The sequence below is a fragment of the Paenibacillus sp. FSL W7-1332 genome (assembly GCF_037969785.1).
Lineage (GTDB): Bacteria > Bacillota > Bacilli > Paenibacillales > Paenibacillaceae > Paenibacillus_AQ.
This window is the reverse complement of the sequence record NZ_CP150209.1, coordinates 4402638-4419068: the sequence shown is the minus strand read 5'-3', so window position 1 is coordinate 4419068 and position 16431 is coordinate 4402638. Positions and strand designations below refer to the sequence as shown.

The following is a 16431-nucleotide window of genomic DNA, read 5'->3' as shown; positions in this document are numbered from 1 at the left end:
TGTGATAGGTTCAGAGGAGTAATAAAATTAATTGTATCGTAATAGTAGGAATTAATAATGTGCGCTTTTGAGAGGTGGATATTGTTGGAACTTCAAGTAATGAACAGTCCTTTTAATCAGGAGCAGGTGGAACTGCTGAACCGCCTACTGCCTACACTGACGGAATCCCAGCGGACCTGGCTCAGCGGATTCATCGCTGCGTTACAGGGAACGGAAGCCGCAGCAGCAGTTGCGGCAGCACCACAAGCGAACACGTTAGCTGCCGCATCGGCACCGGTGGCGACGGCTACTAAAGAAGTCACAGTCCTGTACGGATCACAGACAGGCAATGGTCATGGATTATCGAAAAAGTTATCCAAGAAGCTCGAAGAGGTTGGCCTGCAGGTCACGATGTCTTCTATGAGCGATTTTAAACCCAATAACCTGAAGAAGTTGCAGAATCTCCTGATAATCGTCAGTACGCATGGAGAGGGAGAGCCGCCGGATAATGCTATACCATTCTATGAATTTCTGCACAGCAAGCGAGCACCTCAGGTAGACCATCTTCAATATTCCGTACTGGCGCTGGGGGATACCTCGTATGAATTTTTCTGCCAAACGGGTAAAGATTTCGACAAACGGCTCGAGGAATTGGGCGGCAAGCGGCTGACGCCAAGAGTCGATTGCGATGTGGACTTTGATGAGTCGGCTGCAGAATGGATGAATCAGGTTCTTCTATCGTTGAATGAAGCTGGAGCGGGATCATCCGTTGTCGAAAATGGGAGTGCGGTAGCCCTGAGCGATAGTACGGAATCGGAATTTTCGAGAAGCAATCCATTTCAAGCGGAAATTCTCGAGAACCTGAATTTGAACGGAAGAGGATCCGACCGTGAAACTCGTCATATCGAAATTTCTCTTGAAGGATCGAATCTGCAGTATGAGCCGGGCGACAGCTTAGGAGTCTATCCGGAAAACCATCCGCAGCTGGTGGATGACCTCATCGCTGCAATGGGATGGAATGCGGATGAAGTGGTCGTTATTAATAAACAAGGTGAAGCGCGAGCTCTTCGGGATGCCTTGCTCCGTCACTACGAGATTACCGTTCTCACGAAACCACTGATCGAGCAAGTGGTTAAAATGTCAGGGAATGGAGGTCTTCGGACATTGCTGGAGCCAGGTCATGAGCAAGAATTGCGCACTTATATCGAGGAACGGGATTTGCTTGATCTGGTACAGGATTATGGCCTGCAGCAAGTGGCGGCAAGCGATTTTGTATCCATACTGCGCAAAATTCCTGCTCGATTGTACTCGATTGCCAGCAGCTCCAAAGCCTTCCCTGATGAAGTTCATGTTACCGTTCGAACGGTGCGTTATGAAGCACATGGCCGCCGCCGCTACGGCGTATGCTCCGTGCAATTGGCGGAACGTCTGAAAGCGGGCGATACGCTGCCTGTATACATTCAGCATAATCCGAACTTTAAGCTGCCCGAGAATCCGGACACCCCGATCATTATGATCGGACCCGGTACAGGCGTGGCACCTTTCAGAGCCTTTCTGGGAGAACGGGAAGAGACGGGGGCAGAAGGAAAATCATGGCTGTTCTACGGAGACCAGCATTTCTCGACGGACTTCCTCTATCAGATTGAATGGCAGCGTTGGTTGAAGGATGGAGTATTGACGCGCATGGATGTTGCTTTCTCACGGGATACGGATAAAAAAGTATACGTACAGCACCGCATGCTGGAGAAGAGCAAGGATCTATATCAGTGGCTCCAAGAAGGAGCTTGCGTCTATGTCTGCGGCGATGAGAAGAAGATGGCTCATGATGTGCATTCTGCGTTGGGGTCTATTCTCGAACAAGAAGGCCGGATGAGTCCGGAAGAAGCTGCGGAATATTTGACGCTCATGCAGCAACAGAAACGTTATCAGCGGGATGTGTATTAAGATCACCCCTGTGGTTGCGAGAGGAGAAAAATGAACATGTCTGATAATAATCTAGTATCACCCCATAGTGCGCCGCATAGTGATGTTGAGGACATCAAGCGTCGAAGCAACTATCTGCGTGGCAGTCTTGTAGAGACCTTAGAGGATCGCATAACGGGGTCGATTCCGGAAGACGATAACCGGCTGATGAAATTTCACGGCAGTTATATGCAGGATGACCGGGATTTGCGTAACGAACGGCATAAGCAAAAGCTGGAACCCGCATACCAGTTCATGCTGCGTGTTCGCGCCGCTGGCGGAGTCGTGACTCCGGAGCAATGGCTGATGATGGACCGTGTAGCCCAAAAGTATGCCAACGGGACGATTCGCTTGACCACCCGCCAATCCTTTCAGCTTCATGGCGTATTGAAGTGGAATATGAAGAGCACCATTCAAGAAGTGAATGAAGCCATGCTTAGCACATTGGCTGCTTGCGGCGACGTCAACCGGAACGTGATGTGCAACCCGAACCCCTATCAATCCGAAATTCATTCGGAGGTATACGAATGGGCACGAATGCTTAGCAGTCATCTCGATCCGCGCTCGCGTGCTTATCATGAGATTTGGCTGGACGGCGAGAAGATTGTAGACAGCCTGCAAGAGGGAGAGGAGCAGGAGCCGATCTATGGCCCGGTGTACCTGCCGCGGAAATTTAAGATCGGTATGGCCGTGCCGCCATCCAATGATGTTGATGTATTTTCCCAAGATCTTGGCTTCATTGCCATCATTGAGGATGGACAATTGAAAGGCTTTAACGTTTCGGTAGGCGGTGGCATGGGGATGACGCATGGTGATTCGTTAACCTATCCTCAAGTGGCGAAAGTCATTGGTTTCTGCAAACCCGAGCAGATCGTTGACTTGGCCGAGAAGACGGTAATGATTCAACGTGATTACGGAGACCGCGCGGTGCGCAAGCATGCTCGTTTCAAATATACGATTGATGATCGCGGTATCGACTGGTTTGTCAACGAGCTGACCAGCCGTCTGGGCTGGAAGCTGGAGGAGGCAAAACCGTATCATTTTGATCATAACGGAGACCGCTACGGCTGGGTTAAAGGCAGCAATGGCAAATGGCATTTTACACTGTTCATCCAAAACGGACGTGTGAAAGACGAATCCGATTACCTGCTGATGACAGGGCTGCGCGAAATCGCTCAAATCCATAATGGAGACTTCCGTCTGACGGCCAATCAGAATCTGATCATCGCCAATGTCAGCAGCCATAAGAAGAAAAAGATTGAAGACCTCATCAAGCGTTACGGACTTACGGACGGTAATCATTATTCTGCCCTGAGACGAAATTCCATGGCATGCGTAGCTTTACCGACATGTGGATTGGCTATGGCCGAATCCGAGCGATATCTGCCGACGTTATTGGATAAAATCGATGTGATCCTGGAAGAGAACGGACTTCGCGAAGAGGATATCGTCATTCGAATGACTGGGTGCCCGAATGGGTGCGCCAGACCGATGCTGGCTGAAATCGCATTTATCGGAAAGGCGCCTGGCAAATATAACATGTACCTGGGTGGCGGTTTCTCCGGACATCGCCTGAACAAGCTGTATAAGGAAAACATCGGAGAGGCCGAGATTTTGGATTCCCTTCGTCCCCTCATGAAGCAATATGCACAAGAACGCGAGCAGGGCGAGCATTTCGGTGACTTTGTGATCCGGGCCGGCTATGTGAAGGAAGTGTTGGACGGACAACAATTTCACGCATAATGATACTCAATTATCAACAAACCGGAGTTCTTCTTGAGAAGAGCTTCGGTTTTATTGTTTATAGCACTTTAGGAGATCATGATGGGCTCCCAAGCAGAGATGAAAAAGGTGGCACTGACGAAAACGGATGATGAGACCGATTTTTACCAGGCCATTATGGAACACAAGGAAACACTGACCCATATAGCTTACAGTTACTTGCGGAACCGATATGATGCGCTGGAAGCGGTTCAGGAGATGACGTGCAGAGCATGGGTCAAGCGATCAACGCTAAAAGAAGGGAAGGCATTCAAAGCCTGGATCATCCGAGCCTGAAACAATAAGACGACATGACCGCCAGTTGCTACACGGTCTCTAGTTAAGTAAGAGCCGCCTCTTGAAATGTGAGGCGGCTCTTTTTTGTTGTTCATTGCTCCAATACGCCGGCCGTGCTCTTTCTCTTTTTAAATAATGGAAGCAGCAGAGCCGAACCAGTCAGGAACAAGAGTGTGCTAGCCGCATAAACGACGAACAGGGACAGCTGGTCTTTGAGCAATCCCCCGATCGACATGCCCAGCACCATCATTCCCATATAAATCGGGGTTAGGGCGCCGCCGACCCGACCAATATATGGCCCTTCCGTATTGTTTAGGATCATGGTGTTGATTCCAATGTGTATGGTGGGATAAAAGAATCCGTTAATCACTAGAAGGAGCATCGTAAAGATGACGCTGGTTGACCAGCCAATACCAAGGGTCCCGACGGCACTAACGCTCAGACCGAGTGCTAGTAAGGTTTGAGGGGGGATTTTCTTGGCAAATGCCATGACGAAGCCTCCTCCGACGAGCATCGCCGCTCCATTGACCGTTAACAGCCATTGCAAGAATGACTTATCCCGACCGAGGTTCTCAATCGTCACAAATATCGCGAGCGGCTGAATAAGTCCCGCTGCCAAGCCAGCCGCGGCGAAGGTCGCGGCAAGGGTTCGGAGCGTATGATTACTCCATACATAGCGAAGGCCTTCGATAAGCTCTTGTTTCAGGTTCTGCTGCTTGGATTGTGTCTCTTTCTGCATATCACGGGGCAGCAAAGTCAGAATCAATCCAGAACCCAGGAATAACGCTCCTGTTGCGACCAGCGATACTTCAATGCCGAACGTTTGATATACAAATGCACCGGCGATTGGGCCGATCACCGTAAAGAAGGCAACCATCGATTGAAACATGGCCATCACGGATTGCAGCTGTTCAGCGGGGACATGCTGTTTAAACAGCTTCATCGCTGAAGGCTGAGAGAATTGGGACAGGACGGCTGAGAAGAACGTAAGTACCAGTAATGCCTGCCACGACCCGTTATGAACGGCGATCAGCACGAGAAATACCGATATCGCAGACAATGCATCAGAACTGACCATGGTACGCTTAGGCCGCCAGCGGTCCGCAAAAGTACCTCCGATGAAGGCAAACAAGAAAATCGGCGCAAATTCGGCTACGGATATGAGGGATACATACATAGGATTATTGTCCGTCAAGTCGGTAACGTATAGAAGAATGGCAAAGTTACGAACCCAAATGCCAAGATTCAAGAGAACGCGTGACAAGACAATCGTTCGAACATAGGGGTTGTTAAGCAAAATAAAAGAGTCTCCTTTCGAGGTCTGTACTTTACAGATCGGATAGCGTAAAAACAAACGAATGCGCATTTCGTTGTTTTATACATAGACATAATAATATTTTGTCTATTAATAATCAATCATTTTTTTGTTTCATCTACATTTCTCTCGCAAAAAAACACCTCCTGCATTTGTTCATGAGCAGGAAGTGCCTTCAATAATCGAAATTGTATATGATTGGAATCTTGCTGTGTATTACGATTTTTCCGAAAAGTAATGAATGACGTCATCACGGAACTGACGAGCCGCTAAGGATAAATAGTGCTTCTCATGCCAGATAAGCCGATAGTGCCGTTTGCATTCGGGCTTCGCAATGGGCAGAAGCTTAAGCTTGGCGTCTTGGACATGAGAACATCCGAAGAGGGCAACACCAAGACCGGCACGAACCAGACTTGCAATAGCCGGAGGTTCGTCAACCCGGCATACATATCTGGGCGTAATTCCAGCCTCCTGAAAGAATGTATCGTTCATTTGCTGGAATATAAAATCTTCCTTGTAGCCGATAAAAGCTTCCTCCTTCAATTCATCCAAGTTAATGGACGTACGGTCAGCGAGCCTGTGCGCTTGGGGTACAGCCAAATACACATCCTCGCGAAGCACGGTCACTTGAGATAACAGGGGTTGCTCCATCGCCATCGAAGTAAAGCATAAATCGACCTGCCCCATTTCCATCAACTTCATCATGTCATCCGTTCCGACCTGGGATATTTGAAAATTAACGTCAGGGTGCTCCGCCAGAAACTGACTCAGCGGTTCGGATAACGGATCCAGGGTTGAGGTTGCCAGATGAATACTGCCATGCTGAAGTCCTGCAAGTTCATTGATTTCTTTCTGGCCCTCCTCCAGCAAATGAAGTGCACGTTCAACTTTATCCAAATAGAGCTTCCCAAATGTATTCAATCGGATTCTCCCGCCATGACGATCAAACAACGGAACTCCGACATCCGCTTCCAGCCTGGATATGGTTTTGCTTAAAGCAGGCTGTGCAATATGAAGCTCTTGAGCTGCTTTCGTCATGTGTTCCGTTCGGGCTACGGTTTGAAAATAACGCAGCTGCAGAAGTTCCATCCTTCATCCCCCTATATACTCCAGTATATGATCTATATAGCATATTATATATTTTTGTTTATTTCGAACCCATTATAAAATAAACAACGAGAGGAAAACAATCCCTTTTAAGATTTGTACATCGGTACACAAACGTAATAGGGTATCCCTTTTAAAATTCGGAAGGAAGGGGCTTTTATGGGAATCGGGAAAAGAAAGTCATCAAGCGAAGCATTAATCAGCGTTCTGGCATTTACTCTTGCCATATCGGTTATGAATGCAACGATGTTTAATATCGTGCTCCCAGAAATCAGGCGAGAGTTTGGGCTGAGCATGGCCTTAGTCAGCTGGGTAACGACATCGTATTTGCTTGTATTTGCTATGGGAAGTGTTATCTACGGAAAGCTTGCCGATCGTTACAAGCTGAAAATCTTGATTTCCATCGGGTTTATCACCTTTATAGTCGGTTCGGTTATCGGGATGCTGTCTCAGGTTTACGGAATGCTCATCTTCGGAAGGATGCTGCAGGCTGCAGGATCAGCAGTCATACCGGCGATATCCGGCATCATCCCCGTGCGCTATTTTCCTCCGAAGCATAGGGGAAGAGCTTTAGGGATATCGATGACAGGCGGCGCTATCGGCAGTGCAGCTGGTCCAGCCGTAGCGGCAATGCTTGTAAGCTTTGTCCATTGGCGCGTGTTATTTTGCATGCCGTTACTCATTCTGTTGACATTGCCTTTCTACTACAAATATTTACATGATGAAAGAGTTGGCACAGCCCAAATGGATTGGCCCGGTTGCGGTCTGCTAGCAGGAGCTGTAGCTAGCCTGCTGCTCTCTATTACGAATCCAACAGCATTGACCCTGATCAGTTTTGTCCTGCTATTGACTTGTTTCATCTGGAGAATCCGGAAAGCGGCAGCTCCTTTTATAAACCCGGGGGTATTCAAAAACGTTCGTTACACGCTTGGCTTGGTAATTGCTTTCGCAGTAACAGGAATAGGATATTCTCTTGTGTTCCTGACGCCGACGCTGTTAACGCAAGTTCACCAATTGAGGCTGGGTTTGACGGGATATGTTATGGTGCCAGCAGCAATCGCTACCGCATTACTCAGCAAATTCGGAGGCACGATGGCGGACCGTAAAGGCACTTCATATCTGTTCCACATCGCCGTAAGCTTATTTCTGTTCTGTTTTCTATTATTATCGTCATTTACGGGGGCCTCGCCTGTATGGATTGCCTTGTTCCTGATTCTCGGTGGTGTCGGGCAAGCCTTTATGTCGATTGCGCTGTCCAAATCCATTTCATTGACGCTGCCGCATGAACAAAGTGGAGTGGGAATGGGCATATTGTCGATGTTGAATTTCATGGCAGGAGCGATATTTGCCAGCCTTTACGGAACCATGGTGGATCTGGAAGCCGCTAAGGCTTGGAACCCGTTGATCCACGATCTGAGCGCGTATGTCTTTAGCAATATATACTTCATGCTGATGATCATGATTGCAGTTGTAGCGGCGCTTTTTATTTCATTTTTTAATAAGCATTACGAAAAGAGGAGATGTTGCAGATGAAAGCTATGGCCATTACTTCATTCGGTCCACCTGAGGTCTTAAAATTAACGGAAATGAAGCAGCCGCAGGCAGGACCGGGTACTGTGCGAGTCCGCGTGAAGGCAGCTGGCGTGCTGCCCTTTGATTGCGGGGTTCGCAACGGAACCATAGGCTATGTCCGTCAACAGCGTTTCCCGATGATACCGGGCAATGAGTTCGCTGGCGTGATCGATCAGGTCGGGGAAGGCGTCGATCAATTCGCAGTGGGCATGGAGGTACTTGGGTTCTCACTGCTCCATTGTTACGCTGAATATGTCGTGGTGGATGCGGATCAGATTGTAATCAAACCCGAGCGCATGCCATGGGAAATAGCTGGAGGTTTCTCCGGTAATGGCCAGGGGGCACATATGGCATTGAAATCTGTTGGAATTGAGGAAGGAGACACCGTGCTCATCCATGCCGCGGCAGGCGGGTTTGGTACCTTTGCATGCCAGTTGGCAAAAGCCTGGGGCGCAGCAGCTGTCATTGGAACCGCAAGTGAGCGCAATCATGAATATTTGCGGTCCATCGGCGTTATACCGGTTGCATATGGCGCTGGGCTTGTGGAAAGGGTCCGCAGAATCGCGCCGCAAGGAATCGATGCTGCAGTTGATGCTGCCGGCCCCGAGGCATTAAGGGCTTCTGCCCAGCTTGTGCACAACAAGGAGCGTATCCGCACGATGGTGTCGGACGAGACTGCTGTGGAGTTGGGTATACCCGTGCTAAGCGGCACGAGAACGGCAGCTAGACTGCAGGAGCTGGTGGATTTATATATGGAGAGTTATATTCGCATTCATATTCGAGAGGTGTTTCCGCTGCACGAGGCGCCGGAAGCGCATCGCCTTGTTGAAACGGGTCATGGCCGGGGAAAGGTGATCTTACTTGTCGGTGAACAGCGCTGATTGATGGTTACGGGTATTTGTCTATTTTCCGGATATAAGCTCTTAACCTTGTTCAAGGGACTTAATAGATATATAATGGACGAGGGTATTTATTGAATACCGGCTACAGATTCAATAATGAAAGTGAGCGGAAATATATGGGCCGTAAATGGAATAATATTAAAGAGAAAAAAGCATCCAAGGATGCAAATACAAGTCGCGTATATGCGAAATTTGGTGTCGAAATTTATGTGGCAGCCAAGAAGGGGGAACCGGATCCCGAGTCCAACCGTGCGCTGAAGGTTGTTCTTGAGCGCGCCAAAACATACAATGTGCCGAAAGCCATTATTGACCGCGCCTTGGATAAAGCCAAGGGCAGCGGGGATGAGAATTATGAAGAGCTTCGCTATGAAGGTTTTGGTCCGAACGGTTCGATGATCATTGTTGACGCTTTAACCAACAACGTCAATCGTACGGCGCCTGCTGTACGTTCTGCCTTTAATAAGAACGGCGGGAATATGGGCGTCAGCGGTTCAGTGTCTTATATGTTTGATCCAACCGCAGTCATCGGCGTCGAAGGTAAGTCGGCTGAGGAAGTCATGGATCTGCTGCTCGAAGCCGACCTGGATGTCCGTGACATCCTGGAAGAGGAAGAAGCAGTGATCGTCTATGCAGAACCCGACCAATTCCATGCGGTTCAGGAAGCATTCAAAGCCGCTGGTATTACGGAATTTACGGTTGCCGAGCTGACGATGCTGGCACAAAATTTCGTCACCCTGCCGGAGGACGGAGTTGCCCAGTTTGAGAAGCTGATCGATGCTCTTGAAGATCTCGAGGATGTTCAGCAGGTGTATCACAACGTGGAATTTGAGGAATAGTTCGTAACGATTAATATCTTACTACATTAAAACACCATCGTATTCAGGAATCCTGAGTACGATGGTGTTTTTTTTGATTTATTTTAGCAGCGGTAAGCAGCCAGAGCAACAGCTTAGTTGTCGGCTTGAACCATAATCACTTCAGCGGATGTGATTGCTGGAATGGACATGGTCATGATAGGCGAGTGGAAGACCACGATGTTCATGCCGGGTTCCAGCTTCTCGTCGGGATTCAGTCCAATCACTTGAGTATCCTTGGAGATGTTGATGATGATGTCGTTGTCGGTGGATTGATCTGAACCCACATTGATATACACTTGATCCTTTGACGTGCGTTCGGATGTAGTTATCGTGCCTTCGACTTTGGGCGCTGTGGTGTCGGAGACCACGATCTTATCTGCATGGGGCAGGGCAGGGTAAATCACGGACACGTATTCAGCTTCGATTCGCAGACCCGATTTTAAGACTTCAGCCGTTAACGATTTGCCCCCGGCATCTACAATCTTTGTGTCGCCATCAACAGCGAGCACAACGTATTCGAGGTCACCTGCTTTAGCTGGTTTACCGGAAACGCTTATTCTACCATCCTTCATTTCTGTAAGGATGCCGTCAATGCCCGCAGCTTGCTCCTGATCGTTATTCTCGGCATTCGTGTTGACCCGTATATAATTCGTTGAGGATTGAGGCGGCATGCTTAACGCCACGTAAGGTCCATAGAAAGCGCGAATACTCATGCCGGCTTCCAGGTCGCTTGCTTTCAGTGCGCTGCCGTTTTGATCGATGATTTTTGCTTTTGGATCCAGATGAAGCAGCATGGTTTCTTCACTGTCGTTGTACAGATTGGTTCCTTCCACCAGAATGCCTTGTTTGGTTACCTCCGAGATGGTTCCATCAATACCGGCGAGGTCGTTATCCTGTACAATGATCGTAAGAGCCGAACCTTGAGCGGGTAGGCTCTTCGTTATGTTTGGGTTATAGAAAGCTTTAATCGCTTTGTTTTTATCCACGATCGTTTGGAGCTGGACTTGGTTGCCTTTGGCATCAATGATTTTAGTATCTTTGGATATCGAGAGCTTGATTTCTTGTTGATCGGTTGCTGCCAAGCCGCGGCCGGTTACGGTAATCCATGTGCCTGACTCGTCATTGACGAAGTCCGTTATGTAACCCATCGTTCCAGGAACGCTTTTCTTCACCTGATTTGTGATGTTGCCTTGTCCCTTATGGGCTGTAGCAGGAGGGACGGCCTGTGCATTCGCTGCTATTGGCAGTGCCGCCATCGCGAGAACCGTAGCGGTTGCTAGTACTTTGTAGATTTTTTTCATGGTAGGTATCCTCCAAATGTAGATTATCTTAGAACGCTAGGATTCAGCCAAGTCGTATCATGAATTGGTAAAATGTACTTGCTGCACCACTATAGACGGGAGAATTGTTAAAAGGTTGCAGGACCATGAAAAATCATGAAAACGGATCATCATGCTGATTACGAACTCGGATCACCAAGAAGTCAGAGCTCCTTATATTCAGAGCACTTCCCTCAATGTGTCCTATATTTGATTCAGCAGTTTACAAATGGACTTCATTTAGGATATAAACGATCTAAATGATCGCAACAGATTGACCAGGTGAATAGTTCAAGAATCGAGGGATGACCTATGAATCTTCATGCACTACGCATTTTTAATGATGTCTCCAAGACGGGAAGCATTACGAGATCGGCCGGCAATCTGCTGTTAAGTCAACCAGCCGTTACGGCCCAAATCCGCAATTTGGAGCGGGAGCTCGGCATGAAATTGATTGAGGCTAACGGACGCAATATTCAATTGACTGAAGCAGGCATAGCGTTGGCCAGGCATTCCCAGCGGTTATTTGCGATGGAAGCCGAGATGGAAGAGATGATGGAGGCCATCAAATCCGGTCAGCAGGGAAGTTTGCGAATATGCGCTACGGAGCTGCCCGAGAGCGCTTTGCTGCCCGGATGGCTGGTTGGGTATAAGCAGGAGCATCCAAGGATGGAGGTGCAGCTGCTGAAAGGAAATTCCCGAACCGCGCTGCAGCGGTTACAGGACGATTCGGTGCATATCTCCATCGTATGCGGCAGCTGGCCCATTGAAGCGGAAGATATCGAGTCCTTTACAATAATGGAAGATGAATTAATTTTTGCTGTGCCTGCCCTTCATCGACTAGCCGATAAAGAAGTGACATTCCTTGAGCTTATGGAGGAACCCTTTGTGCTGAGGGAAGAAGGAAGTTACACGCGAAAACAGTTATGGTCGTTGATGGAGTCATCGGATGCACGCGAACCTCGCTGTTCCATAACGATAGAGGGGTTGAAGGAATCCATTGAAGCAGTAAAAGCGGGATACGGGGCTGCGTTAGTTCCTGCTCTTTCTATCAAGAAAGAACTGGCTTTGGGCGAACTTGGCAAGGTTAAAGTGTCAGGCGTAACTTTCCCGCACCCTATTCGGGTATGCATCAAGAGGCAAGAAGCGAGACCTGCGCAAGTCCATTCGTTTATTTCCTATATTCAAGCGGATATCCGCGAAAAAAAACAGTATATCCATGGATGATGAAGGGTTGCCCTTGATTCATCCATTTTTTTTATGAAACGGAGTTAAAACAATATTATTTCTTTATCCGCATTTGGAGTACACTCGGTTAAAGCGGACGCTGGATATTAATGAGAAGGAGTGGGCTGCATGAAAGCATACCTGTTTGAACATTTGGAATTTGTGCGTGCACAAACGTTGAATCTTGTAAGGGATATCCCGGATGATATAGCGGAGTTGATTCCGAGTGGAATGAATAACCACGTGAAATGGAATATGGGACATGTTTTATTCATAGCGGAAAGGTTTGCGTTCGGCGTGAATGGAGAACCCATAACCCTTCCCGTTGAATATACCGAGCTGTTCCGATCGGGTTCTAAGCCAAGAGAGATTAGCGAAGCATGGCCATCCATGCACGAGCTTGTCGAACTGCTTGAGGGTCAGGTCCACCGAATCGAACGCAGGTACAACGGGCATTTGCACGATACGGTTTTATCCCCCTATACAACCTCCAAAGGTTTAAAGTTAACCCGGGTCGAAGAATTCTTAAGCTTTTGCTTGTATCATGAAGGCATGCATTTTGATAAAATGAAATCGATTCTCAGCCAAGTCTAAGTTGTAATGAAACACAAAGAACAATTCGAGCTGAGAGCGATAAGCGGAAAAATAACCAGAAATTTGACATATTATGAAGGAATGTCACTCTTTTGATCGAATCTTTAATGAGAGTAAGTTGAAAAGTGAAAGAGGGTGACCCGGCGTAATTAAGAAAGATCTGTATATACGGCGAATCGCATTTGCCTCTGTATTGAAGTGTGCGGTATGAAGAGGACACTTGAATACATTTTGAAGAGGAGTCGGGCAAATGGATATCGTAACGGAAAGATTAATAATTCGCGAGTTTGAACCAGAAGACTGGCAGGATGTTCTGCAATATACATCCGATCCGGTGGTGATGCATTACATGCCTGAGCCTGTGCATACGGAAGAAACAGTAAAACAATTTCTTGCTCAGAACAAGGGCGATAAAGCTCATCATTATGCCGTCTGCCTGCAAAAGGAACAACGGGTGATAGGACATGTGGTGTTTCATCCATGGTTCGGCGAACATACCTATGAAATCGGCTGGGTGTTTAATTCAACCTATCACCGTAGGGGGTACGCCACGGAAGCTGCCAGAGCTTTGCTTCAGCACGGTTTCGAAGTAATGGGGTTGCATCGGATCATTGCGACATGCCAGCCTGAGAATACACCTTCGTATCGGGTGATGGAGAAGCTGGGTATGAGGAGAGAAGGCTATTTTCAACAGTGTATTCCTCGTGGCGATATCTGGTGGGATGAGTATTACTATGCTATGCTGAAGACTGAATGGCGTACAATCTCATAGTTCTATTGTTATAATATGCTGTGCCCAATGGATCTCTTATAACAATGAGATGCATTGGGCTTATTTGATATTAAATCTGTGAATAAGGGAAGTTGATAAGCAATGACGGAACAGGATCCACTAAATCGAGAGCTGCTGACGGAGGGCGATTATGTAACGGATGGACCGATCGACCTGACGAATTGCGAGAAAGAACCTATTCACATTCCAGGATTTATTCAGCCCCATGGCGTACTGCTTGCCATTAACCCTATTGATGACTATAGGATCGCCCAATGCAGCCGAAATACCAATCAGTTCTTAGGCATTAGCGCAGAAGCACTTCTGGGACAGCATTTGGAAGCACTTATTGGAAAGGCCCAATTTGAGCTGATGATTCATCGGGATCTTCAGGCGATCGCCACGCCCGATTTACAGTATATCAATTTAACGATTCCGGTTGGGGATGATCCGGTTGCGTTTTTCGGAATTGTCCACGAAAGCGAAGGGTTGATACTGCTTGAATTGGAGCTGGTATCGGAAGATACCGTAGCCTTTACGGATGATTTTGAAAGGATACAGACGTTCTTCAGTCGCATGAAACGAACCGAGAATCGTGTGGAGGCGAGTCAAGTGGCTTGCGAGCTCGTGAAGGATATTCTCGGATATGACCGCGTGATGCTCTATGAGTTTGATGATCACTGGAACGGAAAAGTGGTTGCCGAAGCTAAAGAGCAGGAGCTGGAGCCTTTTTTGGGACACCATTATCCGGCATCGGATATTCCTAGGCAAGCCCGTGAACTGTATCTAAGAAATTGGCTGCGGACGATTGTTGATGTGAGTTATACGCCGGTTGAGATTATTCCTACGGTACAACCATTGACTGGCAAGCCATTGAATCTCAGTTTATCTGCGCTGCGGAGTGTATCTCCGCTTCATATCGAGTATCTTCATAATATGGGGGTTGGCGCGACAACCACGATTTCTCTTATCCATGACAACCAATTGTGGGGTTTGATTACTTGTCATCACTATAGTAGAAAATACGTATCCCACCGGACCCGCAACCTGTGCAACTTTCTGGGCTCCTTTTTCTCCAACGAGCTGTATCAACGACAGCAGCTCGACGATTATCAAACCGAGTTGAGGCTCAGAATTTTATCCGCCCGCATTACCGAAATTTTCATCGGCCAAACCGATGTATTCCATGTTATCGAACAGCTTGACAACGAGGAGCAGACCTTGCTCGATTTAATGAGCGCTACCGGGGCTGTCGTTTATTATCAAGATAATTTGATGCTGTACGGTACGACACCAACTTCGAAGCAAGTCATGGAGCTTGCCGGCTGGTTATCTGCCCAGGCCGAAGATTATACGTACCACAGTTCTGAACTCAGTGCCGAATATGAACCCGCTAAAGCTTATAAGGATATCGCATCAGGTGTATTGTATCTCGCTTTGTCACCAGGCCAACAAAATTATGTCATGTGGTTCAGGCCCGAGGTTGTTCAAATTGTGGATTGGGCCGGCGATCCGGCCAAAGCCATTATCCAAGAGGAGGATAAGGTCCGTTTATCTCCGCGTAAATCTTTCGAGAAATGGAGACAAGTGGTTGAGGGGACCTCATATTCTTGGAAGTCACAGGAGTTAAGCGTTCTCCCGCAATTGAAGTCGATCGTTCGCAAGCAGACGGATGATCAATTAAGGCAAGCAAAAGAACAGGCCATACAGAATGCGAGAATTTTCAGAGAGAACGAAGAACGGTACCTGCAGCTCATGGGCCTGTCGCCTGTCGCTTTCTTGTCACTGACAACGGCAGGTACCATTATGTATTGCAATGTGCAGGCCGAATCGCTGTTCGGTGCAAAGAAACCCGAAGAGCTGCTGCAGCTTGAGATATATAAGTTGGCTAGAGAAGATTCGCGAGTTGATCTGAGAGAGCAGATCAAACGGATGGAGCAGAATCAAACCCAGTTAGTATCCGGCAGCGGCAGGTTTGTTACGCTGGAGGGCAACGGGATCGAGCTTGAATTTATGCTGGCTGCTATTCATCAAGGGCGTAAATCCTCCATTATGGTGATTCTGAGAGAAGGTACGGCGGAAGATGGCCCGGATCGGGTATACTCCGATGTGCTGGATCAGCTTCAAAATTATGTGACAACAGACCCGCTGACCGAACTGCCCAATCCGCTGACTTTTGAAAAAGAACTGTCGATGGACTGGGAGGAATGTGTTCAGAATAAGCTGCCTTTAGCCTTGATGATGGTCGATATTGACGACTTCCGGGTATATAATACCCTTCATGGTTTATATGGCGGTGATTTATGTTTGCAATGGATAGCCGATGCCCTGAAAATTATTGGCGAACCCTACGGAGCGTCCATATCACGCTACGGTGGCGGGACCTTTATCCTGAAGCTGAAAAACGAAAGCCCCGAACGTACCTATGAATTGGCTGAGAAGATACGCCTTGGCGTGCTTGCACTCAGCATTCCCAAGGATCGCTCGGCAGAGGATGGGTTTATGACCGTTAGCGTGGGGGCGGCATGCCTTACACCAGCATCCATGTTAAAGTTCACGGATTTGATCGCGGAGACGGAGAAAGCGATGCATATTGCCAAGAGCAAAGGGAAGAACAGAGTCACGCTGTATGGATATGATGCGGATTAAACGGTAGATTCGAGTTTGTGTTACTCTCGGTAGTGCTAGAATAAAAAAACGATAGTTGACAGCAAAGAAAGCCCGACGCTCTCAATAAGGGAGCAAGCAGGCTTTTTTTGCTGAAAAT

The 16431-nt window shown here is 47.9% G+C and carries 13 protein-coding genes; 10 read left to right on the top strand and 3 right to left on the bottom strand.

Annotated features, from left to right (window positions below):
* Positions 1-84 precede the first annotated feature (84 nt).
* The 3 genes from MKX98_RS19650 (at position 85) to MKX98_RS19640 (ending at position 3999) form a co-directional block, all read left to right on the top strand.
* A complete protein-coding gene (locus tag MKX98_RS19650; protein ID WP_339218009.1) occupies positions 85-1923 on the top strand; it encodes an assimilatory sulfite reductase (NADPH) flavoprotein subunit in 1839 nt (612 codons plus the stop codon).
* A gap of 36 nt (positions 1924-1959) precedes the next feature.
* Entirely contained in the window at positions 1960-3684 is a 1725-nt protein-coding gene (cysI, locus tag MKX98_RS19645) for an assimilatory sulfite reductase (NADPH) hemoprotein subunit (protein ID WP_194543240.1), read from the top strand.
* 78 nt (positions 3685-3762) lie between these two features.
* Positions 3763-3999 (top strand): sigma factor, encoded by a 237-nt coding sequence (locus MKX98_RS19640; protein ID WP_339218008.1) that lies wholly within the window; start codon positions 3763-3765, stop codon positions 3997-3999.
* Positions 4000-4090: 91 nt separating this feature from the next.
* On the opposite strand, the gene MKX98_RS19635 is transcribed toward MKX98_RS19640, so the two are convergent.
* The gene (locus MKX98_RS19635; protein ID WP_259445221.1) at positions 4091-5296 is read right to left on the bottom strand and encodes an MFS transporter; all 1206 of its coding nucleotides are present in this window, start codon (positions 5294-5296) and stop codon (positions 4091-4093) included.
* Between the two features lie 234 nt (positions 5297-5530).
* On the bottom strand, positions 5531-6403 hold the full coding sequence (locus MKX98_RS19630) for a LysR family transcriptional regulator (protein ID WP_339218007.1): 873 nt from the start codon (positions 6401-6403) through the stop codon (positions 5531-5533).
* A gap of 177 nt (positions 6404-6580) precedes the next feature.
* Here MKX98_RS19630 and MKX98_RS19625 point away from each other — a divergent pair, with 177 nt between their 5' ends.
* The 3 genes from MKX98_RS19625 to MKX98_RS19615 all read left to right on the top strand — a co-directional run bounded on the left by MKX98_RS19625 (position 6581) and on the right by MKX98_RS19615 (position 9731).
* Positions 6581-7954: an MFS transporter gene (locus MKX98_RS19625; RefSeq protein WP_339218006.1), complete on the top strand. Its 1374-nt coding sequence runs from the start codon at positions 6581-6583 to the stop codon at positions 7952-7954.
* Entirely contained in the window at positions 7951-8874 is a 924-nt protein-coding gene (locus MKX98_RS19620) for an NADP-dependent oxidoreductase (RefSeq protein WP_339218005.1), read from the top strand. The genes MKX98_RS19625 and MKX98_RS19620 overlap by 4 nt, the downstream gene beginning before the upstream one ends.
* 137 nt (positions 8875-9011) lie before the next feature.
* A complete protein-coding gene (locus MKX98_RS19615; protein WP_071218688.1) occupies positions 9012-9731 on the top strand; it encodes a YebC/PmpR family DNA-binding transcriptional regulator in 720 nt (239 codons plus the stop codon).
* A gap of 113 nt (positions 9732-9844) precedes the next feature.
* Here the strand turns inward: MKX98_RS19615 and MKX98_RS19610 are convergent, their stop codons facing one another.
* Positions 9845-11053, bottom strand: a complete 1209-nt coding sequence (locus tag MKX98_RS19610; protein WP_339218004.1) for a peptidase — start codon at positions 11051-11053, stop codon at positions 9845-9847.
* Positions 11054-11383: 330 nt separating this feature from the next.
* On the opposite strand from MKX98_RS19610, the gene MKX98_RS19605 reads away from it, so the two are divergent.
* From MKX98_RS19605 to MKX98_RS19590, 4 genes are all read left to right on the top strand, one after another.
* Positions 11384-12298, top strand: coding sequence for a LysR family transcriptional regulator (locus MKX98_RS19605; protein ID WP_339218003.1), 915 nt, complete (start codon positions 11384-11386; stop codon positions 12296-12298).
* Positions 12299-12427: 129 nt separating this feature from the next.
* A complete protein-coding gene (locus tag MKX98_RS19600; protein ID WP_339218002.1) occupies positions 12428-12892 on the top strand; it encodes a DinB family protein in 465 nt (154 codons plus the stop codon).
* A gap of 250 nt (positions 12893-13142) precedes the next feature.
* Positions 13143-13664, top strand: coding sequence for a GNAT family protein (locus MKX98_RS19595; protein WP_194543232.1), 522 nt, complete (start codon positions 13143-13145; stop codon positions 13662-13664).
* 102 nt (positions 13665-13766) lie between these two features.
* A complete protein-coding gene (locus MKX98_RS19590; protein ID WP_339218001.1) occupies positions 13767-16313 on the top strand; it encodes a diguanylate cyclase in 2547 nt (848 codons plus the stop codon).
* Positions 16314-16431 lie beyond the last annotated feature (118 nt).